Here is a 25,822-nt window from a genome sequence, read left to right as displayed (position 1 = left end):
CATCGGGGCTGTTCGGGAAAGGGGGCGCGCCTGTGCGTTGCCGCCGGGTCTGCGGCCTTGTCCCACGCCGGGCAAGGTCGTATCTCGGGCCGGACAGTCCCCGGAGGCATCCATGTACACAGGCATCGTTCAGGCCGTACGGCCCGTATCCGCAGTCACGCCCTATCCGGGCGGCAACACCTATCGCATCGGCTTCACCGACCGGCTGCTGGAAGATCTGCAACTGGGCGCCAGTGTCTCGATCGAGGGGGTGTGCCTGTCGGTCACCGGCATCGACGGCGACGGCGTGACCTTCGACGCGATGGACGCCACGCTGGACCGCACCAACCTTGGCGACATCGCCGGGCGGGGTGTGGTCAATGTCGAACGCTCCGCCAAGCCGAACGAGGAAAACGGCGGCCACGACATCGCGGGACATATCGCGACCACGGCCGAGATCGTCGAGATCGTCACCGACGCGCCGCAGTCCTTCATCCGCTTCCGTGTCGCGGCAGATTGGTCGCGGTACATCTTCCCGCGCGGCTTTCTTGCCGTGAACGGATGCAGCCTGACCGTGGCCGACAAGGAAGCCGGCGGCGAGGCGGGCGACGTGTTCCGCATCAACCTGATCCCGGACACGGTCGAACGGACCACGTTCTCGCTGTACCGCCCCGGCGACCGGCTGAACCTAGAGGTCGATCATCAGACGATGGTCATGGTCGACACCATCGAACAGACGATGGGCGCGCTGCTGCCGCGCCTGCTGGCCGAACACCTGTCGAAGGACTGACATTCAGGCCCCCGAACATGAAAAGGCCCGGACACTTGTCCGGGCCTTGTTCGTTGATGGGTCCCCGGTCAGCGGGCGTACAGCCTGTCGACCCGGAAGATCTTGTTCAGCACCGCCAGCGCGATCAGCGTCACGATCATCGTCAGGGCCGATACCGCGTGTACCGTCGGTTCCAGCGCGAAGGTCGCGTCGGCGTAGATCCGGACGGGCAGGGTGGTCATCCGCGCCGTGGTCAGGAAGCCGGTGACGGTGACTTCGCCAAAGCTCGACAGGAAGGCCATGATCGATGCTGCCGCCAGTCCGGGCGCCAAGCCCGGCAGGATGATCCGGAAGAACCGCACCGCCCCGTTCGCCCCAAGCGAGGCCGCGGCCTCTTCCTGACTGCGGTCCAGCTGATGCACCGAGGCAACAAGCAGGCTGATGCAGAAGGGGATCACCAGCACGACATGCACCGCCAGCAGCCCAAGGAAGGGCGGCAGGATGATGAAGATGCTCAGCAGCTTCAGCATACCCACCCCGATCGCCACCCCCGGCAGCGACAGCGGCAGCGCCCAGAACACCGCCAGAAGCGGCAGCCCCGGAAACCGGAACCGGCTGAGCGCGAAGGCGGCAGGGATCGACAGCGCCAGCGCGATCACCGTGGCGGCCACCGCCAGCTTGACCGAGTTCAGGAAGGCGTCGGTGTAGTTCCCGTTCGACAGGACGATCTCGTACCATTTCAGCGTGAAACCCCGGAACCGCGCGGACGAGGCTTGCGGCACGTCGTTGAAGCTTTGCACGACGACCAGATACAGCGGCATCAACAGCAGCCCGATCGCGGCCGCCAGCAGGATCCAGTAGATCACCGGGCCAAGGATCTCTTGCGTGCGCATCAGGACCGGCGGAACGGCGGGCAGGGTGGCGTTGGGGCGGCCACTGTTCCGGGCGGTGTTCATCCACGGCATCAGGAACTTGAACGCGAAGATCACCAGACCGGAAAAGCCAAGGCTGGCCAGCGTCATCACCAGCGTCAGCGCCGCCGCCGTCGGGAAGTTCAGGTTCACGATGGCTTCGCGGTAGACCAGAAGCCCCGTCGTCTGCACCCGTCCGCCACCAAGAATGGTGGCCGAGACATAGGCCGTTGATGCCATCAGGAACACGATGATGATGCCCGCGCGCAGGCCCGGCAGCGCCATCGGGAAGCGGACGGTCCAGAACACCATCGACGGCGACGCGCCAAGGCTTTCGGCGGCTTCCTTCACGCGGGGATTGGTGCCCTGCAATGTATCGTACAGCGCCAGCACCACGAAGGGCATGAACACCTGCGCCAGCGCGATCATGACCGCGAAATGGTTGTACAGCATGTTCCGGAACGGACCGATTCCGACAAGCCCGAAGATGTTGTTCAGGATGCCGTCAGGCGACAGCAGCAGGACGATCCCCAGCGAGCGGACCACGACATTGGTCAGCAGCGGGATCAGGATGACCATGAAGGCCAGCGACCGCCATTTGGTCGGCACGCTGACCAGCCACAGGGCCAGCGGATAGCCCAGCAGCACCGATACAAGCGTGACGCCACCGGCCAGCAGCAGCGTCTCCAGCAGGACGCCCAGATAGAAGCCGTCGCCCAGCACCAGCTGGAACTGCGCCAAGCTGGGGGGCCGCAGCAGCGGGCCGAAAATCTCGGAATATTCGTGAAGCGACAGCAACATCACGACGCCAAGCGGCATCGCGAAGGCGGCCAGCAGCCATAGGGTGACCGGAGCCGCAAGGCTCCGGCCGACGTTGCGTGACAGGATCACCCTGCGATTTCCCGCGTAAAGCGGCTGGACCAAGCGGCCTGCTGCGCGGCGATGTGCTCCCAGTCGAAGGCGACAAGGTTCTCGACCTGCTCGGGCGTCATGATCTTGCCGGCCAGATCCTCGGGGATCTCGACGTTGTCGACGGTGGGCGAGTAGTACGCCTCGCGCATGTATTCCTGCATGACCTCGGGCGAGAGGTGGAGGTTGATCCACTCTTCGGCCAGCACCTGGTTCGGGGCGCCGGTGGTGATGCAGGCGAAGTTCATCGCGGCGCACATGCCTTCGGTCGGGTCGGCGATGACGATCTCGGGGTTGGTCGATTCCTTGGCACGCTGCGCCAGCGACCCGAATTCGACGGTGATGTCCGCGATGTCCTGCTCGAACATCTGCCACGCCGACTCGGCCGAGGTCTGGATCGCCGCGAAGGGTTTCAGTTCGGCCAGTTTCTCGAAGCCGACATCGACGTTGAACTCGTCACCGCCATAGGTCTTGGCCAGCATCAGCAGCGCGGCCATGCCCTGCATCCCCGGCAGCGTCGGCGCGGCGAAACGGCCCGCCCATTCTTCGTTGAACAGGTCTTCCCACGAGGTGATCGGGGACGACGCTTTTTCGCCCTTGTAGACCAGCGTGCAGGGGTTGAACGCCACGCCATAGCCGCCGATCTTCGCGGCGTCGTAGAGGTGTTCGTAGTTCGGCACGGCGTCGGTCGGCGCCTGCGTCACGCCGTCGGTCACGGCCTGACGGCTTTCGTAGATGTTCAGGTAAACGATGTCGAAGCTCGGGCGGCCGCGTTCGGCATAGGCGCGGGCGCGGCGTTCGCCGGTGCCGCCCAGCACGTAGGACACGGTACAGCCGTACTTGTCGACCAGCTGCGGTTCGATCAGCGAGCGCACGATGCGTTCCTGGGTGCCGCCCCAGATGCCGACGACCAGTTCGTCACCGGGCTTCGGCTGCGCGATGGCGGTCCGCGTGAAGTGGAAGGGGGCGGCCACACCCGCGCCAAGCACGAGTTTGCCGAAAGTCCGTCTGTTCAGTTTGGTCATGTTCTACTTTCCCTGTCGTTGGTTTCGTTGTGGCTCAGATGAAGGTCACGCTGCCCGGAAGCGCGTGGATGGCGCACGCGGCGCCGACCGGCGGGACCGGCTGGTCTGAAGGTGTCAGCAGGCGCACGCGGCCGGATGTCATGGCGACGTCGGTTTCGACGGTGTCGCCAAGATAGGCCGACGCCTGCACGGTGCCGTCCGACACTTTCGGTCCGGCGGCGGGGTCGAAGCGCAGGCGCGCGGCGCGCAGCACGGCGCGGGTTGCGCCGTCGGGGGCGCCGTCCCACTGGAAGCCCGGCGCGCGGAACACGCCGTTCTGCGTCTCGCCGGTGATCACCGTGCGCTCGCCAAGGAACGAGGCGGTGAACTCGTCGCCCGGCTGGTCGCACAGGGCGCGGGGCTCGCCGATCTCGACGATGCGGCCCGCGTTCATTACGACGACCCGGTCGGCCATCGCCAGCGCCTCGGCCTGATCGTGGGTGACGAAGACCGTGGTGATCGACAGGCGCTTTTGCAGCGAGCGGATCTCGCTGCGCATCTCGCCGCGCAGGTGGGCGTCGAGGTTCGACAGCGGTTCGTCCAGCAGCAGCACCGAGGGTTCGATCACCAGCGCGCGCGCCAAGGCGACACGCTGCTGCTGGCCGCCCGACAGCTGCGCCGGATAGCGGTCGGCAAAGGGTCCAAGACCCACAAGATCCAGCGTCGCGCGGGCCCGTTCCAGCCGCTGCGCCTTGGGGATCGCGCGCATCGACAGGCCGAAGGCGACGTTGCCCAGCACGGTCAGGTGCGGGAACAGGGCATAGGACTGGAACACGACGCCGATGTTGCGCTTGTGCGGCGCCTTGGCCGTCACGTTCTCGCCGTCGACGATGACTTCGCCCGAGGTCGGCTGTACGAACCCCGCGATCATGCGCAGCGTCGTGGTCTTGCCGCAGCCGGACGGGCCGAGCAGGGCGATCAGTTCGCCCTTGTCGATGTTCAGCGTGATGTCGTCGGCAGCCAGCGACTTGCCGTAATGCGCCTGAAGCTGCTGAAGGCGAAGGTAATCGCGGCTCATGCCTGCACCACCTTGTAATCTGCGGGCTGGTCCAGCCGGTCTATGGGGAAGGCCGCGGTTTCCTTGATCAGCGTGATCAGCCGGTCGGCGGCGCGGTCCACGAGGATCTCGCCGCGTTCGGCGTCCGCCGCGGCCGCGTTGCCGCTGACGCCCGAGCCGTGCAGATCCTCTGCCATCCACGCCATCAGGCCCGGGCTGAGGATCTCGTTCTCTTCCGCCATCGTCAGCGACAGCTGCCGGAAATCCCGCGCGCGGGACATATCGACAAGGTCGGGGTGCAGCGCCAGCATCGCGCTCGTCTCGATCTCGCCGCCGTGGTAGCCGTGCTTTTCCTCTTCGGCAGAGAACAGGTCATCCACCGGGGTGATATGGAACCATGTCGCGGCGACCGCCATCATGCCCAGTTTCGCGCGCAGGTCGCGGGCGACGATCTGGCTAAGGGCGACCTGTCCGCCGTGCGAGTTGAACAGGATAATCCGGCGGCATCCGGTGCGCCGGACGCATTCGCCAAGCTGGAACCAGACCTTCGCGACCGTGTCCCAGTCTAGCGTCAGCGTGCCGGGGTAGGACAGGTGTTCCGTCGACTTGCCGAAGGGCATCATCGGCAGCGTCACGACGGTCTGGGTGTCGCCTGCGTCCTTCAGTTTCGCCATCGCACGCGAGACGATCCCGGCATTGATCATGGAATCCACGCCCACGGGCAGGTGCGGCCCGTGCTGTTCCACCGTCGCGATGGGAAGCAGCGCCACGGCGTCGCTTAGGTCGCGCTCGGCGAATTGGGCGGTCGAGAAGGACCACCAGTTCAGCGCATCGGAAGTCATGCCGGTTGTATTCCCCGTGTCTTGGTCCCGCAGGGTGCGGGTGTTTTGACGTTTGGGTATCACAAGTGAACATAACGGAACGAATAATAACGGCTACGCACAGGGATCGCGAGTGCGGATGCTGCGTTTGCCTGTTGCTTCAGCAAGGTTCGGGGCCCGCGTGTTCAACAAATTGGCGGTGCGCGAATTGGAGCGGAGGTCAGGAGGTGGCCGTTGCATCCTTGGTGTAATGGTGGCGAGTGGTGCGGTGGCCGATGAGAATATTGTCGTTGGAACAGATGCTTGTATGGCTGCTCCGCCAAGAAGCAGAGCTTTGGCCATCATTCGATTGGATCGAATATTAATCCGATTCGACAGCTGCGATGGATTTCCGTCAGGCGCGCGCCGTCCGGCTTGCCGGTGCCCTTGGGCCGGTCTGTTGGCGTGGTTCGGCCCGCGTCCCCCGGTTTGCAGGCACTATCCGCTTCCCAAATCTTCACATTCGGTATCATCTCTGCCCATGATTCCTTGCAGGCAGACCGGGGCAGACAGCATGACGCACGACACACACACCGGATTTGGCGGCCTGACGATGCCGGACGGGGCCCGGGCCGACATCGCCGTGGCCGATGGCCGGATCGCCGCGATCCTTCCGGCCGGAATGCTGCCGGACGCGACGGACATGACCGGCTATGTCGCCCTGCCGCCGCTGGTCGAGGCGCACATCCATCTGGACAAGACCCTGCTGGGCCTGCCGTTCCAATCGCACCTGCCGGGCGCCACCGTCGCTGATCGTATCGCGCAGGAGAAAAGCCTGCGCGCGTCGCTGCCGTTGTCGGCCTTCGAGCGTGGCGGCGCGCTGGTGCGGCAGGTGGCGGGCTACGGCACGCAGGCGATGCGCAGCCATGTCGACATCGACGGCGACCTTGGCCTGAGCGGGCTGGAGGATCTTCTGAAGCTGCGCGAGTCCGTGGCAGACCTTGCAGAGATCCAGATCGTTGCCTTTCCGCAGAACGGCATCCTGCGCGACGCGCCGGTCGCGGACCTGCTGGCAGAGGCACTGGCGAACGGCGCTGACCTGATCGGCGGGCTGGACCCGGCGGGGATCGACCGAGACGTGGCGGGTCATCTGGACGTGGTGTTCGGGCTTGCTGACCGTTTCGGCGTGGGCGTGGATATCCACCTGCACGACGCGGGCGAGTTGGGCCTGTTCGAACTGGCCGATATCGCGAAACGGACAGAGGCGCTTGGCCTGCAGGGCAAGGTCGCCGTCTCGCACGCCTTTGCGCTTGGCTCGGGCTTGCCGGGCGTCGGCGCGGTGGTCGAGGCGCTGGCGAAGGCGCGCGTGTCCATCGTCACCAACGGCCCGAACCGCATGGTTGCGATGCCGCCGGTGGCCATGCTGCGGAAGGCGGGGGTGGCCGTCGTTGCGGGGTCCGACAACATCCGCGACGCATGGAGCCCGCACGGCGACGGCGACATGCTGCGCCGGGCCGGGCTGATCGCCTACATGCAGGATTTCAGGGACGATTCCGACCTAGAGGTCGCGCTGTCGATGGCCACCAGCGCCGGGGCAAGGTTGCTGGGCCTGTCCGACTATGGCCTGTCCGAAGGCGCGCGGGCCGACATGCTTTTGGTGCGCGCAAGCTGTGTCGCCGAGGCGGTCGCGGGCGCTTCGCCGGATCGTGTGTCGGTGCGGGGCGGTCGGGTGATCGCGCGCGACTGCAAGCTGGTGTGAGGCGGGCAAATGGCTGACGTGATCGGGCTTGATATCGGGACCACCTCGACCATCGCGATCCGCATGGACGCGGACGGCACCATTCACGCGTCGGCCTCGCGGCCTGTGACGCTGTCCTCGCCCCGGCCGGGCTGGGCCGAAGAGGACCCGGCGCAGTGGTGGGCCAACGCGCGCGAGGTGCTGGCCGAGGTGATGCGGGGTGCGGACCCTGTGGACGTGAAGGGCATCTGCGTCACCGGAATGCTGCCGGCGGTGGTTCTGCTCGACGAGGGCGGTGCGGTGCTGCGGCCCTCGATCCAGCAAAGCGACGGGCGCGTCGCGGTCGAGGTCGAAGAGCTACGCGCCGAGGTCGACGAGGCCGCGTTCCTGCACCGCACCGGCAACGGTATCAACCAGCAACTCGTCGCGGCCAAGCTGCGCTGGATCGCAAAGCACGAGCCCGACGTGTTTGCCCGGATCGACAAGGTTTGCGGGTCTTACGACTATATCGCCATGCGCCTGACGGGCGGGTTGCGGGTGGAACAGAACTGGGCGCTGGAGGCCGGGTTCACCGACCTGTCGCGGCGCACGATCGACCCCGACCTTGTGGCGTTGGCGGGGCTGCCTGCCGGGGCGCTGCCCGAGATCGCCGTGTCGCACGAGGTTATCGGCCACGTCACGCCGCAGGCCGCGGCAGAGACGGGCCTGCCCGAAGGGCTGCCGGTGATGGGCGGTGCGGCAGATCACATCGCCTCGGCGCTGGCGGCGGGGATCGCGCAGGCGGGCGATGTGCTGCTGAAGTTCGGCGGCGCGGGCGACGTGGTGGTCGCGACCGATACGGCCCGGCCCGATGCGCGGCTGTACATGGATTATCACCTTGTTCCGGGGCTTTACGCGCCGAACGGCTGCATGGCGGCCTCGGGCGCGGCGCTGAACTGGCTGGCCGCGTTGCTGGACGGGCACGACGGTCCGCACCCCCGGCTGGATGCGCTGGCGGCAACGGTCCCGGCGGGGGCGGACGGGGTGCTGTGCCTGCCGTATTTCTTGGGCGAGAAGACCCCGATCCACGACCCGCTGGCGCGCGGCACCTTCACCGGTCTGTCGCTGAGCCACGGCAAGGCGCACCTGTGGCGCGCTTTGTTAGAGGCCGTCGCCTATGGCTTTCGCCATCACCTTGAGGTGCTGACGGAAATCGGCCATCCGCCGCAGCGGGTACTGGTCACCGACGGCGGTGCCAAAAGCCGGGTCTGGATGCAGATCGTGGCCGACGTGATCGGCCTGCCGGTGACGCTTTTGAAGGCTGACAACGGCTCGTCCGGCGGGGCGGCCTTCGTGGCGGCTATCGGGGCAGGGGTGGTGACCGACTGGGCGCAGGTCTCGTCCCTGTCGGTGGCGGGGAACACGCTGACGCCGGACCCGGACAACCGCGCGGTGTACGATGCGGGCTATGCCAAGTTCCGTTCGCTTTACAAGGCGTTAAGCCCCGTGTGGCGGATGCCGGACCGCTAGCGGGGCCGGGCGCCCATGTTTAGCCCATGTAGACGCCGCCGGTGACGTTGATGCCCTGTCCGGTCATGAACCGCGCCGCGTCAGAGGCAAGGAAAACCACGACGCCCGCGACATCCTCGGGCGTCTCGATCCGGCCCAGCGGGGTCTGGTCGACGTAGTCCTGCCGCACCTCGTCCGGGGTCATGCTGCGCAGCGAGGCCTCCCATTCCACCTCGCGGTCCTGCATTCCGGTGCGCACGAAGCCGGGGCAGACCGCGTTGACGCGGATGCCGTGCGGCGCCATCTCGCGCGCGCAGCCCTGCGTCCAGCCCAGCACCGCGAACTTGCTGGCGGAATAATGCGCCAAAAGCGGCGCGCCGACCTTCGCCGCAAGCGATGCGGTGTTGACGATGCAGCCCGCGTGGCCGCTGTCGAGGAAGTATTTGCACGCCGCCTGATTGGTCAGGAACACGCCGCGCGCGTTGACGTCCATGTTGAAGTCCCAGTCCTGATCCGTGAGATCGACGACCGGGCGCATGGTGGACACACCCGCATTGGCGCACAGCACGTCCAGACCGCCGAGATCCGCGATGGCCTTGTCCATCGCCTGCGTGACAGAGGCGCGGTCGCGCACGTCGATGGCGTCGACGGTGACCCGCGCGCCCAGCTCTTGCGCAAGACCGTTGGCGCCGTCGGTGTCCAGATCCAGAATCCGCACCACGGCCCCCTCTGCGTGGAAGGCGCGCACGATGGCGGCGCCGATTCCCGTCGCGCCGCCGGTGACGATCACCCGTTTGCCGTCGAACTCCGATCCCGCTTCCGTCTGTTTCATAGGCATGTCCTGTCCCTTTGCCCGGTCCGGGGAGGTCCGGAACGGCGTGTAACACAATTTAACAAAATACAACCTTCATTAACGGAAAGCCACATGGTAATGTGTAGGAAGGGAGAAGGACGTCAGGATATTCAGATGAGTACGGAAGGTGAGGACGAGGTGAAGGTCGCAGTGGCGAAACGCGGGCGCAGTCGGATGCCGGCGCCGGTGCGGCAGTCGTTGATCATGGCCGCGTTCGAGCGGGACAGCTTCATCTCGATCGGCGATCTTGCCGAAGAGCTTGGCGTCTCGGGGATGACGATCCGCCGCGACATCAGCCAGCTGGAGGAACGCGGCGGGCTGAAGCGCACGCATGGTGGCGCGGTGCGGGCCGAACTGCTGGACCCCGCGCCGGACCTGTCCGAACCCGCTTTCGATGCCCGTTTGCGCGAACATTCGGACAAGAAATCCACCATCGCCGCTTTGGCGGTCGATATGGTGCGCCCGGGCGAGGCGATTGGCATCGACGTCGGCACCTCGACGCTGGAACTTGCGCGGCGCCTGACCGAGGTCGAAGGGCTGCGGGTGATCACCAACAGCGTGCGTGCCGCGTCGCACCTCGCCGAGGCAGGCTGCGCCGTCTATCTGCCGGGTGGCCGGGTGCGCGCGCCGGAACTGTCGGTCATTGGGCCGCAGGCGGTCGAGGGCATCGGCAATTACTATATGAACCGCGCTTTCATTGGCGTGTCGGGCGCCGACAGTTCGGGCTTTTCCGACTATTCCCCCGAGGATTCAGAGGTGAAGCACACCCTGATGGCCCGCGCCGAGCAGGTCATCGTGCTGTGCGACAGCTCGAAATTCGGCAAGCGCGCCATGTCGCGCGTTTCAGACTTCAGCGCGGTCCATGTCCTTGTGACCGACGCTCCGCCCCCCGCGGACATTGCCGAGGCCCTTGCACGGGCCGGCACGCGGGTGGTGATCCCTTCATGACACCCTCTACAGCCGGAACCCAAATGGATCTCTTTACCCGCTCCACCAAGACCATCGTCGCAATGGCGCACATCGGTGCGCTGCCCGGCAGCCCTTTGTACGATGCCGACGGCGGGATGCAGAAGCTGATCGAAGACGTGGCATCCGACGTCGAAAAGCTTCAGGCGGGCGAGGTCGACGCGATCATGTTCGGCAACGAGAATGACCGCCCTTACCAACTGACCGCCGCACCGGAATCCATCGCCGCGATGACCGCCGTGGTGTCGGCGATCAAGCCGATGCTGAAGGTGCCGTTCGGCGTGAATTTCCTGTGGGATCCGCTGGCGACCGTCGCGATCGCAAGCGCCACCGGCGCCAGCTTTGCGCGCGAGATCTTCACCGGCCTGTTCGCATCCGACATGGGCCTGTGGAAGCCCGACGCGGGCGAGGCGTTGCGTCTGCGCCGCAACCTTGGCCGCAACGACCTGACGCTGCTGTTCAACATCAACGCCGAATTCGCGTCGTCGCTGGACAGCCGCACCGTGGCCGAGCGCGCGAAAAGCGCGGTGTTCTCGTCGCTGGCCGATGTGATCCTTGTGTCGGGCCCGATCACCGGTCAGCCGGTGGATGCCGCGCATCTAAGCTCGGTCCGCGCGGCGCTGCCCGACACGCCGATCATGGCGAACACCGGATGCAACATCGACAACGTGACCGATATCCTGTCGGTGGCCGACGGCTGTGTGATCGGCACGCATTTCAAGGTCGACGGCGACACGTGGAACGCGGTCGACGGCGACCGGGTCATGCGGTTCATGGACAAGGTGCGGGGCCTGCGCGTCGCGGCGTGACCGCAGCGCCATTGGACGTCGCGGCATAAGCGCCGCGCCATTGCTGAAACACGAATGCCGTCCCCGATAATGTCGGGGACGGCATTTTCGTGTCCGTGAGTGCAGTGGGTCGTTCAGTCGTCCATGCCCAGCATCGCCCGCGCATAGGGGGTCAACTGAATCGAAGGCGTATCGAATTCGCGCAAGGTCGGGATCAGTTGATCTTCTTGGTCCAGAAACAGCGCCCGCGTCAGCCCGCTGGCGATGCGCGGCACGCCGAAGCGGTGGCCGCTGATCGACACCGCCGACAGGCCGCCCATCGACAGGGTTGCAAGGGCGTTGAAGATGAACAGCCGCTCGATCCCGGGCGCGGCGCCGGGTACGCGCTGTTGCAGGCGGTAGTCGCGGTCGAGATAGGGCAGCTTCAGCCGCCCGGCGCTCATGTCGCCATCCGGCGGGGTGAAGCGGTCGCGCCACAGCAGCGCGTCGCCCGCAAGACGGCGCAGTTCGGGGCGGATCGACAGGTCCACCGTGACCCCGGTGGCGGCGATCACGTGATCCAGCTTGAAGACACCGCGCGGCGTGGTGACCACGGCCTTGCCGTCGTCATAGGCCACCTTGTCCCACGGGGCGCCGTTCCAGAACTTGAAGTTCGAAAAGCTGAGCGCCTTGTTGAAGTGATGTTCCGCCGGGGCTTGCGACAGGCCGGTCAGGAACGTGCCCAGTTCCCACTTGGTCTCGTCCGACAGCTCGTGGCTGTGGTTCAGGTAGCCGCCGGTTTCGAATTCCCGGACAAGGTCCAGCAGACCGATTTGTGTGCGGCGCATGAAGGTGTCGACCCGTCGCGCGCCGGACTCCAGCGCCGCGACCGAGGAATCGAAGGCCGACGCGCCGGCGCCAAGGATGCCCACGTCCTTGCCGCGCAGCCGGTCTGAATCGTAGACCTCGCAGCTGTGGTTGTACATGTGGTCGGGCAGGGCATTCCGGATCGGGTCGGGCACGATCCAGTCGCCGCCGCCCTCCATCCCGGTCGCGAACACGACATACCGCGTGCGGATCGTCTCGCCCGTGTCGAGGCTGAGCGTCACGCCGTCAGCGTCATAGTCCACGTCCACGACGTTTACGCCGTTGCGGATCGGCAGGTCCGCGATGTCGCGATACCAGCGCAGGTAGTTCATCCAGTCGACACGCGGCACGCGGTCGATGGCGTCCCATGCTTCTTGCCCGTGGCGGGCGACGAACCAGCTTTGGATGCTCAGCGACGGGATACCAAGATCCGCGCCGGTGATCGTCTTGGGCGACCGGATCTCGTAGTTGCGGGCGTAGGTTTCCCACACGCCCTCGTAGCCTTCGGGGTTGCGGTCCAGCAGCAGGATGTTCCCCACGCCCCGCCGCTTCAGCGTATGCCCCAAGACCAGCCCGGATTGCCCGGCGCCGATGATCACCACGTCGGGGATCGTCTGGCCGTTCCACTGGCGGGGCAGCACCCACGGCCGCGTGGCATAGTCCAGCATCGCAAGGTCCGACCGCGCCTGTGCGGCCAGCTGGGCCAGCCGGGTCTCGGCGTGGGTGTCGGGACGGTGCGGGATGGCAATATTCATCAAGGGCTCCGGAGACATCGGGCCGCGCGACACATTCGGTTCGCGGGCTTCGTGTCATTGTGCCGTGCTGCACTGCGGCAGAGTAGCATCCAGTATCGGACGCCCCGTTGCCATTCCGGCAACGCCCTTGGTTATGCGGCGCCCGTGCTGATGCCACCGTCGGGTGTCGGCTGCCCGGTCAGGTTCCAGACCCGCTCGGCGAACTCGGGCAGGGCGTCTTTCAGAAGCTCCAGCATCACTGCACCGGCGCTGGACAAAAGGCGCTGCGGTCGCACGAAAATCCCCAGCGACGGGTTCGGGGCAAGCGCGTCGACGATTGGCACGAAGACCATCGCCTGCTGTTCAAGATCGCCAAGGATGCCGACGGGATTGCGCACGCCGATGCCCAGCCCGGCCTTGACCATGACGGTCATGATGTCCGGAGAATTGGTTTCCAGTACGGTGCTTTGCGGCGCCGACCGGTCGATCTGCTGTTGCCACGTCGTGCCGCCGACCATGCCTTCTTTCGCGCGGATGAACCGTTCGCCGGCTAGGTCGTGCAGGCGCAGCGACGCACGGTCGCCAAGGGCCGCGCCTTTCTGCGCGATCACGCCCACCGGCATCTCGGCTCGCGCGGCGATCTGAACGTCGGACCGGATCGGCGGCATCATCGCCATGCCGATGTCGATCTCGTCCGAGGCGACAAGATCCAGCGTGTCCAACGCCGACTTGATTTCGACCGAATAGGTGACGCCGGGGTGGTCGGCGTGAAAGGCGGCAAGGATCGGCGGCAGGAAATCGCGACCGATCGCGGCCTCGCAGGCGATGCGGACATGCCCCCGGCGCAGGCCGCGCAGGTCGTCGATCTGGGCAATGGCGCGTTCAAGATCCTGATCCAGCCGCTGGACATATTGGTACAGCACCTCGCCCGCGGCGGTCAGGCGCACGCCTTCAGAGCGACGCTCGAACAGGCGGCACTGAAGCTGATCCTCAAGCTTGATGATCTGCCGGTTGATGGCCGAGGCCGCAACGGACAGATGCTCGGCCGCTTGCCGCATCGAGCCAGAGCGCACTGTCTCGCTGAAATAGCGCAGCGCGACGAGGTGGACGTGAACGAAAGAGGCGGGCATGGCGGTGCTCCTTTGGGTGCCACTCATGTTACGCAAGGGGTGTGATGCCGAAAAGGCAACGCGGTGGCCTGCTTGAATCACGTTTCGTGGGCGCACAGTTCTTCGGCAGCGGGCGCCGCGCTGGTTGGAAATTCAGCGCTAAGACGGCCGCCGCCCGTGGCGAGGCGCCCCCTTTTCGGAACATGCCCGTTGCCCGCCCTGCAACGACGGCTATTTTTCCGGTCTTTTCCCGGTGCGGCGGCATTGGATGGCAGTTGGCGCGCGCACCGGCCCCTGTACTGGCCCCTGTGCGGATACGCTGTCGGAGGCTAGGTTTATGGCAACTCCTCAACCGATGACGAAAGAGGTTCTCATGGCGCTTGACCGACCGCAAATGCAGGACACAGCGGCGCTGGACCGCCTGATGGCGCAGATGCCGGATTATCATTCCGAGTTTGCCAAGACATATGCCAACCACGCGCCGATGGTGCTGGTGGCATTGCACCGGATCGGTGGCGACGGCGCACGGATGAACGACTGGTTCGACCATTACCGCGACGAGAAAAAGCTGTTCGGCCCGCCCGCGCGGCAGGCGCCCCTGACCGCCGAGACATGGGAGACCGCCATCGGTCACCGCGACCGCGAGACCGACCTGCGCGATTTCTTCGTGGCAGAGGTCGACCGGCTGGGGATCGAGGGCGCGCTGGCCGCCTATCTGCCGCGCCTGTCGCCGGGGGTCGGTGCGTCTGCGCTGCACGCGCTGATGCGGATGGCCTATGCCTTGTTGCGCAAGGACGCGACAGAGGTGGCGGTGTCGTTGGCCTATTGGTCCGCCTGCTGGCTGGAGATGCCGAAAACGACCGGCGCCGCGCCCGTCACCAAGGACCCGGCCGAGGTGCTGACCCGCGTCGCCGCCATCGACGCCCTGCACCGCCTGCCGCAGAAGGAACTGCTTTGGCACAACATGATGGCTGTCGGCGAGGTGCCCGAGTTCGCGCCGGTGGTCGACTGGATCGAAGTGGACGACGACATCGTCGCGCGTATGGCGTCCGCGTCGATTGCTCTGTTCACGGCGACGCAGGACTTCTGCGCGCTGCACGCGGTGACGGGGATGCACTGGATGCGGATCGTGCTGCCGCACTGCCCGACGCCGGACGTCATGCTGCGGCATTTCTGGCAGGGCGTCGCGGCCCTGATGGGCTCGATGGGGTTCCCGTCGCTGCCGTCGGCGGAAACGCTGGACGCATGGCGTCGGTTGCCGGTTCCCTCGTGGGACGAGATCAACGCGGCGGCGGCGCAGTCCTATGACGAGCACGACCTGTCGATCACCTTCAGCTGTCAGGAAGAAATGAAGCTGTACGGCGATCCTTTGTATCAACTGGCGGCGGCCCGGCGCATGGGGCTGGTGCCCGACTATACCTGACCGGCGTCTGCGGGCGCTGCCGCGTCCAGCGGGAAGTGGCAGGCGGCGCGGCGGCCCTGCGGGTCGGTGACCACGGGCGGATCGGTCCGCGTGCAGATATCCTGCGCAATCGGGCAGCGCGGGTGGAACCGACAGCCTGACGGGGGCGACGCTGGATTGGCCACGTCGCCGGGCAGGTCATCGGGCAGGCGGCCCGCACCGTCGGCGCGCGGAATGGCGTGGACCAGCCCGCGGGTGTAGGGATGGCGCGGCGCGCGCCACAGGTCGTCCGGTTCGCCCTGTTCCGCCAGTTTGCCAAGGTACATCACCGCGATGTCGTCCGCGATCCGGCGCACGATGGACAGGTCGTGCGAGATGAACAGCATCCCCATCCCCGTGTCCTTCACCAGATCCGCCAGCAGCCGCGCGACCGAAGCCTGCGCCGAGGCATCCAGCGCCGAGATCGGTTCGTCCGCCACGATGCACCGGGGCTTGGCGGCAAGGGCGCGGGCGATGGCGATGCGCTGGCGCTGGCCGCCGCTGAACTCGTGCGGGTAGCGCGTGGCGATCCCGGCGGGCAGGCCGACGCGTTCCAGCACCTCTGCGACCTTGCGGTCGACGTCGCCGCCGCGATCCGTCCCGGCGCGGACGCCATCGGCGACCTGCTCTCCGATCCGGCGGCGCGGGTTGAGCGAGGAATAGGGGTCCTGAAACACCATCTGCAACGCCCGCAGGCGCGCCGGTCGGGCGCCCCGGTCCAGTGGCAGCACCGGCTCGCCCTCGAACCGGATCGACCCTGCCGAGGGGGCCAGCAGACCGACCGCCGCCTTGCCAAGGCTGGATTTGCCACAGCCGCTTTCACCCACCAGCGCCGTGACGCGGCCCGCTTGAATCGTCAGGTCGATGCCCGCCACGGCGCGCACCGGCAGGCCGCGCGCGCCGGGATAGCTGACCTCGACGTTGCGCATTTCCAGCAAGGACATCAGGCGGTTTCCCTTTCGGCCAGCGGGTCGGGGGTGCAGGCGATGCGGCGGTTCGGGCCGATCCGGACCAGCGGCGGCGCCGTGGTCTTGCACGTCTCGGTGCTGAACGGACAGCGCGGGTGAAAGGCGCATCCGGGCGGGTGCGTTTCAAGCGAGGGCGGCAGGCCCGGAATGGGCTGCATCCCCCCGCCGCCCGCGGCGCCATCGGGCAGCGCGCCCAGCAGTCCGTGGGTGTAGGGGTGGCGCGGGCGCGTCAGCACGTCGGCGCGGGCGCCGCTTTCGACGATGCGGCCCGCGTACATCACGGACACCTCGTCGGCGACGGCGGACATCACGCCAAGGTCGTGGGTGATCAGCAGCACCGACAGGTCCAGCTCTTGCCGCAGCCGTTCGAACAGGCGCAGGATGCCCGCCTGCACGGTCACGTCCAGCGCCGTCGTCGGTTCGTCCGCGATGATCAGCGCGGGCTCGCAGCACAGCGCCATCGCGATGGCGATCCGCTGGCGCATCCCGCCCGAGAACTCGTGCGGGCTGCGCTTCATCGCGGTGCGCGGGTCGGGGATGCGGACAAGGTCCAGCATCTCTTCGGCGCGGGCGTTGGCCACGGATTGCGACGCCCGGAAGTGGCGGCGGTAATGTTCGGTCATCTGCCGCCCGATGCTAAGCATCGGGTGCAGCGCGGTCATCGGGTCCTGAAAGATCATCGCGATCTGCCGCCCCCGCACCGCCGTCGTCTCGCGCCGGGACATGCTCAGCACGTCGCGGCCGTTCAACGCCACCGTCCCGCTGACCCGCGCGGTGTCCGGCAGCAGGCCCATCAGCGCCATCGACGTCAGCGACTTGCCTGACCCGCTTTCGCCCGCAAGCCCGGCAATCTGGCCCCTGCGGACCGTCAGATTCAGCTCGCGCACCGCGAACAGGCGGGTGCCGTCGGATTTCGGCAGGCTGATCGACAGGTCGGAGATCTTCAGAAGCGGGTCGGACATCACAGGTGTTTCCGGCTGCGGGGGTCGATCACGTCGCGCAGCGTGTCGCCCAGAAAGTTCGCGGCCATCACCACCAGCAGGATCGCAAGGCCGGGGAAGACGCTCATCCACCACTTGTCGAAGTACTTGGCGCCCTCGGACACCATGGCCCCCCATTCCGCCGCCGGAGGCTGCGCGCCAAGGCCAAGGAAGGACAGGCCCGACAGGATCAGCACGGCGTGGCCGTATTCCAGTGCCACCAGCACCACCAGCGGGCCGGTGATGTTGGGCCGGACCTCTGACCACAGGGTCCGCAGCGACGAGGCGCCCAGCAGGCGGCGCGACAGCACATAGGGTTCCTGCCTAAGCGTCAGGATCATCGAGCGCGCGACGCGGGCGTAGATCGGCCAGCTGACGATCACCACCGCCAGCACCGCGTTGAACAGCCCCGGTCCCAGCGCGGCGACCACGGCCATCGCTAGGATGATGTCGGGGAAGGCCAGCACAAGGTCGGCCAGCCGCATGATCACGCTGTCGACCCAGCCGCCGAAGAAGCCTGCGATGGCGCCCAGCAGCGTGCCAAGGATGCCCGCCATGACGACCAGTTGCAGCGCATAGGGCAGCGACAGGCGCGCGCCGTGCAAGACGCGGCTGAAGATGTCGCGGCCCAGCTGGTCGGTGCCGAACCAGTGCTCGGCGCTTGGCGGCATCAGGCGTCCGCCATCCTGCGCCAGCGGGTCATAGGGCGCGATCAGCGGCGCCAATAGGGCCACGACGGCGAAGGCGATCAGGATCGCGGCGCCGATCAGGCCCAGCGGCTGCATCCACTCGGACCGCAGGCGGCGACCGGCCTTGTGCGGGTTTGCGATTGCGTCGGACATCAGTAGCGGATCCTCGGATCAATGACCGCGTACAGGATGTCGACGGCAAGGTTTACAAGGATGTAGATCACCGCGATCACAAGGCTGACGCCCATGATCGCCTGCAGATCCAGCGTCAGCGCGCTGCGATAGGCATACAGACCCAGACCGGGCCATGAATAGACCGACTCGACCAGCACCGCGCCCGCCAGCATCCGCCCGAAGGCCATGCCGGACACGGTGATGATCGCCGCCAGCGCGGGGCGCAGGGCATGGCGCAGGATCACGGTGTGCGCGGGCAGGCCCTTGGCGCGGGCGGCGCGGACGTATTCGTTGCCAAGCGCGTCCAGCATCGCGGCGCGGGTAAACCGGGTCACGATGCCCGTGGTATAGGTGGCCAGCACAAGGGCGGGCAGGGCGATGTAGGCCAGCGCCTCGCGCAGGGTCGACCACTGGCCGGTCAGCAGCGCGTCCAGCGTGAACAGCCCGGTCACGACCGGAGGGGCGGGCGTGCCGGGACCCAGCCGTCCGACGCCGGGCGACAGGTTTAGCACGAAGAAGAAGACATACAGGCAGACCAGCGCCAGCCAGAAGGTCGGGACCGACACACCGGCCAGCGATACCACGCGGATCAACTGGTCCGGCCATCGGTTGCGCCAGACGGCGGCGATCAGGCCAAGCGAGACGCCCGCCGCCATGGCGAGGATCATCGCCACGATGGCCAGTTCCAGCGTCGCGCTCATGTACTGGGCTAGGTCCGCGGCGACCGGGCGGTGGGTTTGTTGCGACTCGCCCAGATCGCCCTGCAACAGGCGGAACAGATAGCGCCCGTATTGTTCTGGCAGCGAGCGGTCGAGGCCATAGCGTTCCCGGTACAGCGCCACGATCTCGGGGTCGGCGGCGGCGCGTTCGCCAAGGTTGGCGGCGACGGGGTCGCCGGGCACCACCTGGGTAAGCCCGAAGGAGATGAACGTCACGCCGACGCAAAGCAGCGCCCCGACCGCGAGGCGCTGCAGCGCATAGCGCAGCAGCCCGGGCAGGCGATACCATCCTGATTTCAAAGTGCTCATCATGACGGTGTCTTCCTGCCCGGGCCGGGGTCTTTAGTCAGCCAAACGGACGTCGCCAAGGTCGACGGTCCACATCGGGTTGTACTCCAGCGGTTCGATGGTCGTCGAGCCGACAAGCGTGACCGGCGGCTGGAACAGCGGGATGAACGGGCCGACCTCGTTCAGCACCGTCTGCCATTCCTGGTACAGCGCGATGCGCGTCTCGGCATCGGCTGCGACCTCGGCCTTGGCGGCCAGTTCTTCCAGTTCCGGCGAACCACCCTCGGCCCAGCCAGCGCGCAGGCCGACCAGTTGGCCCGACGTGAACGGCAGCGAGTTGCTGGGGTGCGGCGTGCCGCCCCACCACTGGACGCTCATCTCAAGCGTACCGCCGCGATAGTTGTCGAGGTTGGCCTGAACCGATTCCGGGTTCAGTTCCACGCTGATGCCGATCTCGGCAAGGTCGGACTGGATCTTCGCCGCGATGTCGGCGAAGGCGATGCCGTACTTGGCGATGTCCGCCGCATAGCTCAGCGTCAGGGTCGGATCGGTGATGCCGCTGCGGTCCAGCGCGGCCATGGCGCGGTCGAGGTCCTGCACCGGCACGCCGTCCAGCGGCAGCGAGCCTTCGATCATCGTCGGGATGATGCCGGCGGGCTGCACCGCACCTTCACCGATGAAGTCGATGATGCCGGTATAGTCGATGCCGTAGCGGATGGCTTCGCGCAGGTCGGCGTTGGTCGACAGCTCGGAGATTTCCGGGTTCCCGTTCAGGAACAGAAAGCCCATGTCGGCGGCGGGGACCGAGATCACGTTGACGCTGTCCGCGATCGAGGTGACCTGATCGGGACGCAGGGCCAGCGCGATCTGCGACGCGCCGCGCGCGACGTTCATCTGCTGGGCGTTGCTGTTGACGTTGCGCACCACGATGCGGTCGAACACCGGCGCTTCGCCCCAGTAGTTTTCGTTCGCGGTCAGGATCACTTCGGACGAAGTGTCGAACTTGGTCAGCGTGTAGGGGCCCGAACCGATCGAGGTGCCGGACAGGTAGGTCTCGGCGCCGTCCTCGGGGGTCGCGGTGCCGCCGTTTTCCTGAAGCACTTCGGCGTTCAGGATGCCAAGCGCGAGGTTGGTCAGTTTGAAGGGCAGGGCGGGGTCCGGTTCCTCGGTGGTCAGGACGATGGTGCCCTCGGCCTCGCCAGCGGCGACCGATACGCCGTTCATCAGGTAGGACGGGCTGCCTTTCAGGTCGCGCGCACGCTCAAGCGAGAAGACGACGTCCGACACTTCGACGGGCGAGCCGTCGCTGAAGGTCGCGCCGGGGGTCAGCGTGAAGGTGAAGGTTTTGAAGTCTTCCGAAATCTCGGGGACGCTGGCCAGCAGCGGCACGACCTGCGTCACGTCCGAGCCATCGAAGGTCACGAGCGTTTCGTAAACCGGGTGCAGCACAAGGCTGGCGGTCGGTTCGAACGCGCGCGCCGGGTCCGCGGTCTTCAGCTGGAAGGTGGCGTCGACGACCAGCGTCTCTTGTGCCAGCGCGGGCAGCGCGGTCATGGACATCAGGCCAAAGGGAATCGCAAAAGCCAGACCTGTCAGGCCCTTGCGGGTGCGAAGCGATAACATGTGATAACTCCTGTCGGGGTCGATGCCGGCGGCTTGTCCGCCGGTCAACTGGGTTGGATGTGTGGGAAAGTGTGGCCGCTGAGGCTTCTCTGTGTATGCGGATTGTATACTATGAGGACGCAATGTGCTGTCAACCGCTGTGACGAGTCTGGGCTCTCCCGCATGGTGGGATGAGCAAAATTTGGGCGGGTGCGGCGGAATGGGGCGGTATCAATCGGTCCCGGCCTTATCGCCAAGCGGCCCCGTCCCCCGGTTTCGCGGGGCGTCGCTAAATTCTGCATTCTGACGGTATACAATCCGAAAGCGATATGAAACGATCACTCCAACCCCGGAAGGACGATGCGCTTTGCGCTGGCCCCGCGAAGGGCTGCGGCGCCCCGGGACACGACCAACAGCGAAGGAATCAGGATGACCCCCACCGACTATGCCCTCACGGACGCGCAGATCGTGGATGTGGCCGCAGGCGAGATCCGCACCGGACTGGCCGTGGTGGTGAAGGGCGGCAAGATCGCCGCCATCGTGCCGGAAGGCGAACTCGACTCAGGCGTCGCTAAAGTCTCGCTCGAGGGCCGCTATCTGTCGCCCGGCCTGCTGGATTGCCACGCGCACTGCTTCATCGGCGGGTTCGACGATGGCACCAACGTGTTGCCGTCCGAACTGACCGCGCGGGCGGGCAAGCACCTGAAGGGCATGCTGATGCGCGGCTTCACCACGGTGCGCGACGCGGGCGGCGCCGATCAGGGCCACCGCGCGGCGGTCGAGAAGGGGGTCTTCGCCGGTCCCCGCCTGTTCGTGTCGGGCCGCATCCTGTCCCAGACCGGCGGGCACGGCGACCATCGGGGCCGGGCCGATACCTGCCATTGCTCGGCAGAGATCGGCGGAACCTCGGTGATCGCGGACGGTGTTGACGCGGTGCGCAAGGCGGTTCGCGAGAACGCGCGGCAGGGCGTCGACCAGATCAAGATCATGGCGGGCGGCGGCGTCAGCTCTCCGGGGGACAAGCTGATCCATCCGCAGTATTCGATGGACGAGCTGTACGCGATCGTGGACGAGACCGAACGCTGCGGCCGCTACGTGCTGTCCCATGTCTACAGCGATGTCGGCATCCGGCGCGCGGTGACGGCGGGTGTCCGGTCGATCGAGCACGGCAACTTCCTGACCGCCGAAACCGCGCGGTTGATGGCCGAGAAGGGCGCGCACCTTGTGCCGACGCTGATCACTTACGAAGCCGACGGCAAATACGGCAAGGGCTTTGGCTGGAGCGACGAGAACGCCGAGAAGAACGACGAGGTTCTGGCCTCGGGTCTCGACTCGCTGCGGGTCGCGCAGGCGGCTGGCGTGAACATCGGCTACGGCACCGACCTGTGCTGGTCGCCGAAGACCTATCAGGGCGACGGTCTGATGATCCACCAAGAGGTCTGCGGACCCGCAGAGGCGTTGCGCCATGTGACGGTGAACAACGCCAAGATCGTGCGGATGGAGGGGCAGGTCGGTGAAATTTCTGAAGGCGCCTTTGCCGATCTTCTGGTGGTCGAGGCCAACCCGTTCGACGACCTGTCCTGTTTCGGACAGCACGAGAACCGCGTCGTGTCGGTGATCCAGGGCGGGCGCACCGTCCGCGATTCCACGTCGCGGCTGGCGCCGCCGGACGCGGCCTAAGGCGCGGCGCCGCGGTGGACGGGACGCTGGCAGGTGATGCGCGCAACGCGGCGAGTGTGCCGCAGGGTGCACACACTTGCCCGATGACGCGACCGCACGGTATACAGTCGCGGGCGTCCGGTACACTATGGGTCAACATCATGTATTCGATGACCTGCGCGCGGGGCAAAGGGCGTCACCGGGCAATTGCGTGCCACCGGAAGGCCAGAAGTCAGTGAGTGAAGCGATGACGAACCCGACGCAATCGATCGAGCACCCGTCCGAAGAGATCCTGCGCCCGAAGCGCGGCACCCTGTCGGGCCGGGCCTATGACAAGATCTCGACGATGATCGAACAGCGGCAGTTGGCCGCCGGTAGCGTGATCGTGGAACAGCAGATCGCCAACCATCTTGGCATCTCGCGGACCCCGCTGCGGCAGGCGTTGCAGCGCCTTGAAGCCGAGGGCGTTCTGGTGAAATCGGCCAATCGCTCGTTTCAGGTGCGCAAGGTCGAACTGCGCGAGTACCTGCAAAGCCTCAAGACCCGCGAACTGCTGGAAGCCGAAGCGGCGGCGCTGTCGGTCGACCGGGTCAAGGACGAGGATATCCACGCCGCGCGCGAGACGCTGAAGGCGGTCGAGGCGAAGCGCCCCTATGACATGCTTGCGCACTGGCGGTCCGACGACGAAGTGCACGGCCTGTTCATCGCGAATTGCGGAAATCAGGTCATGGCGGACGTCATCATGGGGCTGCGCGCCAGCACCAAGATGTTCGAGATCGACCGCCTGTCGGAACGGCTGGAGCCGGACAGCCGTCAGCACGAAGCGATTCTTGACGCCATCGAATCTCGCAATGCCTCGGCCGCCCGCAAGGCGGTGGCGACCCATATCCGGTCGCTGTTCCAATTCGCCATCGAGGCGGTGTCCTGACCCGATCCCGGGTCCTGTTTCCAACGCATTGATAAATCGCCCATAAAACGGTCGAAACCGGCCGTTGCGAATGCGTTTTTTGTCCGGTTTCGGGTTTTCTTTCCCTGCCGGCAACAAGCGTATTGCGTTCGCGCTGTGCACTGTTCATGATGAATTGTATACAAGCAGTGTCCGAAAAGCGGACGGGGAGGATCTTGTGCCCGAAGGGACAGCACAGGTTGCGGAAACCGAAACGGATGCCGGGGCGGCGATTGCCTTCCTGCGCGAGCTGATCGCGGCTCAGGCCGACGGCGAAGCGCAGGTTCAGCAGATCATCGCGGACCGGCTTGCGGCGGCGGGGTGCGACGTCACCACTCACGACTACGATCCGGGCGCGGTGCCGGTCGTGGGCGAATTCGCCCAGGATGGCGCGCGCAACGGAACCCGCCGCCGCGCCGTCGTGGGAACGTTGCCCGGCGATGACGCCTTGCCCAGCCTGCTGATGTTCGCGCACCCCGATGGCGAGCCGGTGGCGGGCACCGACCGATGGACGCACGATCCCTTTGCGGGCGAGGTCGACGGCGGCCGCATTTATGGTTGGGGCGTCGCCGACGACCTTGCGGGCTGCGCCGCCGCCGTGCTGGCCATCGAAAAGGCGGCTGCCACGGGCAAGCCGATGGGGCGGGCGGTGTTCGCCTCGACCCCCAGTAAACGGTATGCCCGCGGGGTTGCGGCCCTGCTGCACGACGGGCTGACCGCCGACGCGGCGCTGTATCTGCACCCGGCGGAATCCGGGGTCGGGATGCGCGAGATCAAGGCGCTCGCCTCGGGCCATCTGGAATTCACGGTAACGGTGAGAGGCCGCCAGCCCGACACCACGGAACCGGGCCACACCGCGTTCTCGCACCTGTCCGAAAATCCGGTCACCAAGGCCATTCTGATCCATGACGCCCTGATGGCGCTGGCGGACGAGCGTGCGGCGCGCGTGCGGCACCCGCTGATCGAGGCGGTCGTGGGCCGGGCCACCAACCTGCACGTCTCGCGGATGCAATGCGGCGAGCTGCGCAAATTCGGTCGCATCGTCGACACCTGCATTCTGGGTGGCGCCGTATCCTTCCCGCCGTCCGAAACCTATCGCGAGGTTCAAGAAGAGGTCGAAGCCGCCGTCGCCAAGGCCGCGGAAGCCGATCCGTGGCTGAAGGACAACCCGCCCGTGGTGGACTGGATCACCGGCGTCACCGGCGCCGAGGTGCCCGACGACCACCCGCTGTACGTCACGTCTGCGGGCGCCGTCAGCGCGGTCACCGGCGAGGCCCCGTTCGTGAACGCGATGCACACCTCGTCCGACATCCGCAACCCGGCGGTCGAGGCAGGCATTCCCTGCGTCGGGCTGGGCTGTCTGTCGGGCGATCTCAGCCAGAACGACCGCCATGACGAGTGGGTCGACGAGGCCGACTTCCTGCGCATGGTCGACGTGACCGCCCGCATCGTCACCGACTGGTGCAGCGGTGCGGGATCAAAAGAATAACAAGCAAGAAAAGGCCGGAAAGCGGCCGGATACACACCCAACAGAGGAACCCGTGATGACACTGACCAAGACCTTCCGCCTATCCCTTGCGGCCACGCTTAGCCTTTCGGCCGCTGCCGTGTCGGCTCAGGATTGCCCCGCCGACCTTCCGGTCGTCGAGGCCGGCAAGCTGACCATGTCGATCAACGCGACCATCCCGCCCAAGCAGTACATCAACGAAGATGGCGAGATCGTCGGCCTGCACCGCGACATGGGCGACGAGATCGCCAAGCGCCTGTGCCTTGAACCGGTCTACATGAACGTCGACTTCGCCGTTCAGATCCCCGGTCTCGATTCCGACCGCTGGGACATGATCAACACCGGCCTGTACTTCACCGACGAACGCGCCGGGCTGATGCAGCTGGTGCCCTATTCGGTCAACGCGCTGGCGCTGATCGCGGCGGCCGACAACCCGCTGGGCATCGAAAGCCCCGAGGATCTGGCCGGACATGCCGTCGGCGTCGAGATCGCCGGCTTCGAAGAGCGCAAGATCAACGAGATCAACGACGCGCAAGTCGCCGAAGGGATGGAGCCGATGGATATCCGCGCCTTCAACACCTACGGCGAGACCTTCCTTGCCCTTGGCGGCGGTCAGATCGACGCCGTGTTCGCCGGTGACGCGATCGGGTCCTACTACCAAGAGCAAGGCCGGTTCTCGAAAGCGGCGACGGGTCTGTATCCCGGCACGCCCGGCGCCTTCGCCTTTGACGAGCCCACGCTGGCACAGGCCGTGGCCGATGCCTTGAACGCGATGAAGGAAGACGGAACCTACGACGCGATGATGGACGAGTACGGCACCACCAAGATCGACGTCTGGGACCGCTGGCCGGGCGAGTTCACCTATTTCTACACCGGCGACTGAGGCCGCGCACGACCG

Annotated in this window: 22 protein-coding genes; 10 read left to right on the top strand and 12 right to left on the bottom strand. The window is 66.4% G+C overall.

Going from position 1 to position 25,822, the window contains the following annotated elements; all coding sequences use genetic code 11:
- Positions 1 to 112 precede the first annotated feature (112 nt).
- Positions 113 to 769 (top strand): riboflavin synthase subunit alpha, encoded by a 657-nt coding sequence (locus P1K30_RS04765; RefSeq protein ID WP_275631522.1) that lies wholly within the window; start codon positions 113 to 115, stop codon positions 767 to 769.
- 68 nt (positions 770 to 837) lie between these two features.
- On the opposite strand, the gene P1K30_RS04760 is transcribed toward P1K30_RS04765, so the two are convergent.
- The 4 genes from P1K30_RS04760 to P1K30_RS04745 are packed head-to-tail and all read right to left on the bottom strand — an operon-like array spanning position 838 to position 5,471.
- Positions 838 to 2,550 carry an ABC transporter permease subunit gene (locus P1K30_RS04760; protein WP_275631521.1) on the bottom strand — a complete coding sequence of 571 codons (1,713 nt, stop codon included), beginning with the start codon at positions 2,548 to 2,550 and terminating at the stop codon, positions 838 to 840.
- Entirely contained in the window at positions 2,547 to 3,593 is a 1,047-nt protein-coding gene (locus P1K30_RS04755) for an ABC transporter substrate-binding protein (RefSeq protein WP_275631520.1), read from the bottom strand. Before P1K30_RS04755 ends, P1K30_RS04760 begins: the two co-directional genes overlap by 4 nt.
- A gap of 34 nt (positions 3,594 to 3,627) precedes the next feature.
- The gene (locus P1K30_RS04750) at positions 3,628 to 4,650 is read right to left on the bottom strand and encodes an ABC transporter ATP-binding protein (protein ID WP_275631519.1); all 1,023 of its coding nucleotides are present in this window, start codon (positions 4,648 to 4,650) and stop codon (positions 3,628 to 3,630) included.
- Positions 4,647 to 5,471 (bottom strand): creatininase family protein, encoded by an 825-nt coding sequence (locus P1K30_RS04745; protein WP_275631518.1) that lies wholly within the window; start codon positions 5,469 to 5,471, stop codon positions 4,647 to 4,649. The genes P1K30_RS04750 and P1K30_RS04745 overlap by 4 nt, the downstream gene beginning before the upstream one ends.
- Positions 5,472 to 6,003: 532 nt before the next feature.
- On the opposite strand from P1K30_RS04745, the gene P1K30_RS04740 reads away from it, so the two are divergent.
- Entirely contained in the window at positions 6,004 to 7,188 is a 1,185-nt protein-coding gene (locus P1K30_RS04740) for an amidohydrolase (RefSeq protein WP_275631517.1), read from the top strand.
- Between the two features lie 9 nt (positions 7,189 to 7,197).
- Positions 7,198 to 8,676 (top strand): FGGY-family carbohydrate kinase, encoded by a 1,479-nt coding sequence (locus P1K30_RS04735; RefSeq protein WP_275631516.1) that lies wholly within the window; start codon positions 7,198 to 7,200, stop codon positions 8,674 to 8,676.
- A gap of 19 nt (positions 8,677 to 8,695) precedes the next feature.
- Here the strand turns inward: P1K30_RS04735 and P1K30_RS04730 are convergent, their stop codons facing one another.
- Positions 8,696 to 9,487 carry an SDR family NAD(P)-dependent oxidoreductase gene (locus P1K30_RS04730; protein ID WP_275631515.1) on the bottom strand — a complete coding sequence of 264 codons (792 nt, stop codon included), beginning with the start codon at positions 9,485 to 9,487 and terminating at the stop codon, positions 8,696 to 8,698.
- Between the two features lie 135 nt (positions 9,488 to 9,622).
- Here P1K30_RS04730 and P1K30_RS04725 point away from each other — a divergent pair, with 135 nt between their 5' ends.
- Positions 9,623 to 10,456, top strand: coding sequence for a DeoR/GlpR family DNA-binding transcription regulator (locus P1K30_RS04725; protein WP_275631514.1), 834 nt, complete (start codon positions 9,623 to 9,625; stop codon positions 10,454 to 10,456).
- A gap of 23 nt (positions 10,457 to 10,479) precedes the next feature.
- Positions 10,480 to 11,283: a BtpA family protein gene (locus tag P1K30_RS04720; protein ID WP_275631513.1), complete on the top strand. Its 804-nt coding sequence runs from the start codon at positions 10,480 to 10,482 to the stop codon at positions 11,281 to 11,283.
- Positions 11,284 to 11,396: 113 nt separating this feature from the next.
- Here P1K30_RS04720 and P1K30_RS04715 read toward each other — a convergent pair whose 3' ends face one another.
- The gene (locus P1K30_RS04715) at positions 11,397 to 12,863 is read right to left on the bottom strand and encodes an NAD(P)-binding domain-containing protein (RefSeq protein WP_275631512.1); all 1,467 of its coding nucleotides are present in this window, start codon (positions 12,861 to 12,863) and stop codon (positions 11,397 to 11,399) included.
- Positions 12,864 to 12,994: 131 nt separating this feature from the next.
- A complete protein-coding gene (locus tag P1K30_RS04710; RefSeq protein ID WP_275631511.1) occupies positions 12,995 to 13,972 on the bottom strand; it encodes a LysR family transcriptional regulator in 978 nt (325 codons plus the stop codon).
- Between the two features lie 316 nt (positions 13,973 to 14,288).
- Here P1K30_RS04710 and P1K30_RS04705 point away from each other — a divergent pair, with 316 nt between their 5' ends.
- Positions 14,289 to 15,374: a questin oxidase family protein gene (locus tag P1K30_RS04705; protein WP_275631510.1), complete on the top strand. Its 1,086-nt coding sequence runs from the start codon at positions 14,289 to 14,291 to the stop codon at positions 15,372 to 15,374.
- Here the strand turns inward: P1K30_RS04705 and P1K30_RS04700 are convergent.
- The 5 genes from P1K30_RS04700 to P1K30_RS04680 are packed head-to-tail and all read right to left on the bottom strand — an operon-like array spanning position 15,365 to position 20,833.
- On the bottom strand, positions 15,365 to 16,336 hold the full coding sequence (locus tag P1K30_RS04700; RefSeq protein ID WP_275631509.1) for an ABC transporter ATP-binding protein: 972 nt from the start codon (positions 16,334 to 16,336) through the stop codon (positions 15,365 to 15,367). The genes P1K30_RS04705 and P1K30_RS04700 overlap by 10 nt on opposite strands.
- Entirely contained in the window at positions 16,336 to 17,322 is a 987-nt protein-coding gene (locus P1K30_RS04695; RefSeq protein ID WP_275631508.1) for an ABC transporter ATP-binding protein, read from the bottom strand. The genes P1K30_RS04700 and P1K30_RS04695 overlap by 1 nt, the downstream gene beginning before the upstream one ends.
- Positions 17,322 to 18,182 (bottom strand): ABC transporter permease, encoded by an 861-nt coding sequence (locus P1K30_RS04690; RefSeq protein ID WP_275631507.1) that lies wholly within the window; start codon positions 18,180 to 18,182, stop codon positions 17,322 to 17,324. The genes P1K30_RS04695 and P1K30_RS04690 overlap by 1 nt, the downstream gene beginning before the upstream one ends.
- Positions 18,182 to 19,234 carry an ABC transporter permease gene (locus P1K30_RS04685; RefSeq protein WP_275631506.1) on the bottom strand — a complete coding sequence of 351 codons (1,053 nt, stop codon included), beginning with the start codon at positions 19,232 to 19,234 and terminating at the stop codon, positions 18,182 to 18,184. Before P1K30_RS04685 ends, P1K30_RS04690 begins: the two co-directional genes overlap by 1 nt.
- A gap of 30 nt (positions 19,235 to 19,264) precedes the next feature.
- Positions 19,265 to 20,833, bottom strand: a complete 1,569-nt coding sequence (locus P1K30_RS04680) for an ABC transporter substrate-binding protein (RefSeq protein WP_275631505.1) — start codon at positions 20,831 to 20,833, stop codon at positions 19,265 to 19,267.
- A gap of 408 nt (positions 20,834 to 21,241) precedes the next feature.
- Here P1K30_RS04680 and P1K30_RS04675 point away from each other — a divergent pair, with 408 nt between their 5' ends.
- The 4 genes from P1K30_RS04675 to P1K30_RS04660 all read left to right on the top strand — a co-directional run bounded on the left by P1K30_RS04675 (position 21,242) and on the right by P1K30_RS04660 (position 25,807).
- Positions 21,242 to 22,492 (top strand): metal-dependent hydrolase family protein, encoded by a 1,251-nt coding sequence (locus P1K30_RS04675; protein WP_275631504.1) that lies wholly within the window; start codon positions 21,242 to 21,244, stop codon positions 22,490 to 22,492.
- A gap of 226 nt (positions 22,493 to 22,718) precedes the next feature.
- On the top strand, positions 22,719 to 23,399 hold the full coding sequence (locus P1K30_RS04670) for a GntR family transcriptional regulator (protein WP_275631503.1): 681 nt from the start codon (positions 22,719 to 22,721) through the stop codon (positions 23,397 to 23,399).
- 196 nt (positions 23,400 to 23,595) lie between these two features.
- Complete coding sequence (locus P1K30_RS04665; protein WP_275631502.1) at positions 23,596 to 24,906, top strand: M20 family metallopeptidase; 1,311 nt, start codon at positions 23,596 to 23,598, stop codon at positions 24,904 to 24,906.
- Positions 24,907 to 24,961: 55 nt separating this feature from the next.
- On the top strand, positions 24,962 to 25,807 hold the full coding sequence (locus P1K30_RS04660; RefSeq protein WP_275631501.1) for an ABC transporter substrate-binding protein: 846 nt from the start codon (positions 24,962 to 24,964) through the stop codon (positions 25,805 to 25,807).
- Positions 25,808 to 25,822: the final 15 nt, after the last annotated feature.

The sequence above is a fragment of the Psychromarinibacter halotolerans genome (assembly GCF_029168315.1).
GTDB classification, from domain to species: domain Bacteria; phylum Pseudomonadota; class Alphaproteobacteria; order Rhodobacterales; family Rhodobacteraceae; genus Psychromarinibacter; species Psychromarinibacter halotolerans.
Note: the sequence above shows the minus strand (reverse complement) of the source record. Positions and strands in the feature narration are given on the sequence as shown.

Bases quoted from the DNA above. Each gene is read 5' to 3' on its own strand.
- P1K30_RS04675 (WP_275631504.1), top strand. From the start codon at position 21,242: ATGACCCCCACCGACTATGCCCTCACGGACGCGCAGATCGTGGATGTG.
- P1K30_RS04660 (WP_275631501.1), top strand. From the start codon at position 24,962: ATGACACTGACCAAGACCTTCCGCCTATCCCTTGCGGCCACGCTTAGC.
- P1K30_RS04700 (WP_275631509.1), bottom strand. From the start codon at position 16,336: ATGTCCTTGCTGGAAATGCGCAACGTCGAGGTCAGCTATCCCGGCGCG.
- P1K30_RS04680 (WP_275631505.1), bottom strand. From the start codon at position 20,833: ATGTTATCGCTTCGCACCCGCAAGGGCCTGACAGGTCTGGCTTTTGCG.
- P1K30_RS04685 (WP_275631506.1), bottom strand. From the start codon at position 19,234: ATGATGAGCACTTTGAAATCAGGATGGTATCGCCTGCCCGGGCTGCTG.
- P1K30_RS04735 (WP_275631516.1), top strand. From the start codon at position 7,198: ATGGCTGACGTGATCGGGCTTGATATCGGGACCACCTCGACCATCGCG.
- P1K30_RS04725 (WP_275631514.1), top strand. From the start codon at position 9,623: ATGAGTACGGAAGGTGAGGACGAGGTGAAGGTCGCAGTGGCGAAACGC.
- P1K30_RS04705 (WP_275631510.1), top strand. From the start codon at position 14,289: ATGGCAACTCCTCAACCGATGACGAAAGAGGTTCTCATGGCGCTTGAC.
- P1K30_RS04720 (WP_275631513.1), top strand. From the start codon at position 10,480: ATGGATCTCTTTACCCGCTCCACCAAGACCATCGTCGCAATGGCGCAC.
- P1K30_RS04740 (WP_275631517.1), top strand. From the start codon at position 6,004: ATGACGCACGACACACACACCGGATTTGGCGGCCTGACGATGCCGGAC.
- P1K30_RS04695 (WP_275631508.1), bottom strand. From the start codon at position 17,322: ATGTCCGACCCGCTTCTGAAGATCTCCGACCTGTCGATCAGCCTGCCG.
- P1K30_RS04690 (WP_275631507.1), bottom strand. From the start codon at position 18,182: ATGTCCGACGCAATCGCAAACCCGCACAAGGCCGGTCGCCGCCTGCGG.
- P1K30_RS04755 (WP_275631520.1), bottom strand. From the start codon at position 3,593: ATGACCAAACTGAACAGACGGACTTTCGGCAAACTCGTGCTTGGCGCG.
- P1K30_RS04710 (WP_275631511.1), bottom strand. From the start codon at position 13,972: ATGCCCGCCTCTTTCGTTCACGTCCACCTCGTCGCGCTGCGCTATTTC.
- P1K30_RS04750 (WP_275631519.1), bottom strand. From the start codon at position 4,650: ATGAGCCGCGATTACCTTCGCCTTCAGCAGCTTCAGGCGCATTACGGC.
- P1K30_RS04765 (WP_275631522.1), top strand. From the start codon at position 113: ATGTACACAGGCATCGTTCAGGCCGTACGGCCCGTATCCGCAGTCACG.
- P1K30_RS04745 (WP_275631518.1), bottom strand. From the start codon at position 5,471: ATGACTTCCGATGCGCTGAACTGGTGGTCCTTCTCGACCGCCCAATTC.
- P1K30_RS04670 (WP_275631503.1), top strand. From the start codon at position 22,719: ATGACGAACCCGACGCAATCGATCGAGCACCCGTCCGAAGAGATCCTG.
- P1K30_RS04730 (WP_275631515.1), bottom strand. From the start codon at position 9,487: ATGAAACAGACGGAAGCGGGATCGGAGTTCGACGGCAAACGGGTGATC.
- P1K30_RS04715 (WP_275631512.1), bottom strand. From the start codon at position 12,863: ATGAATATTGCCATCCCGCACCGTCCCGACACCCACGCCGAGACCCGG.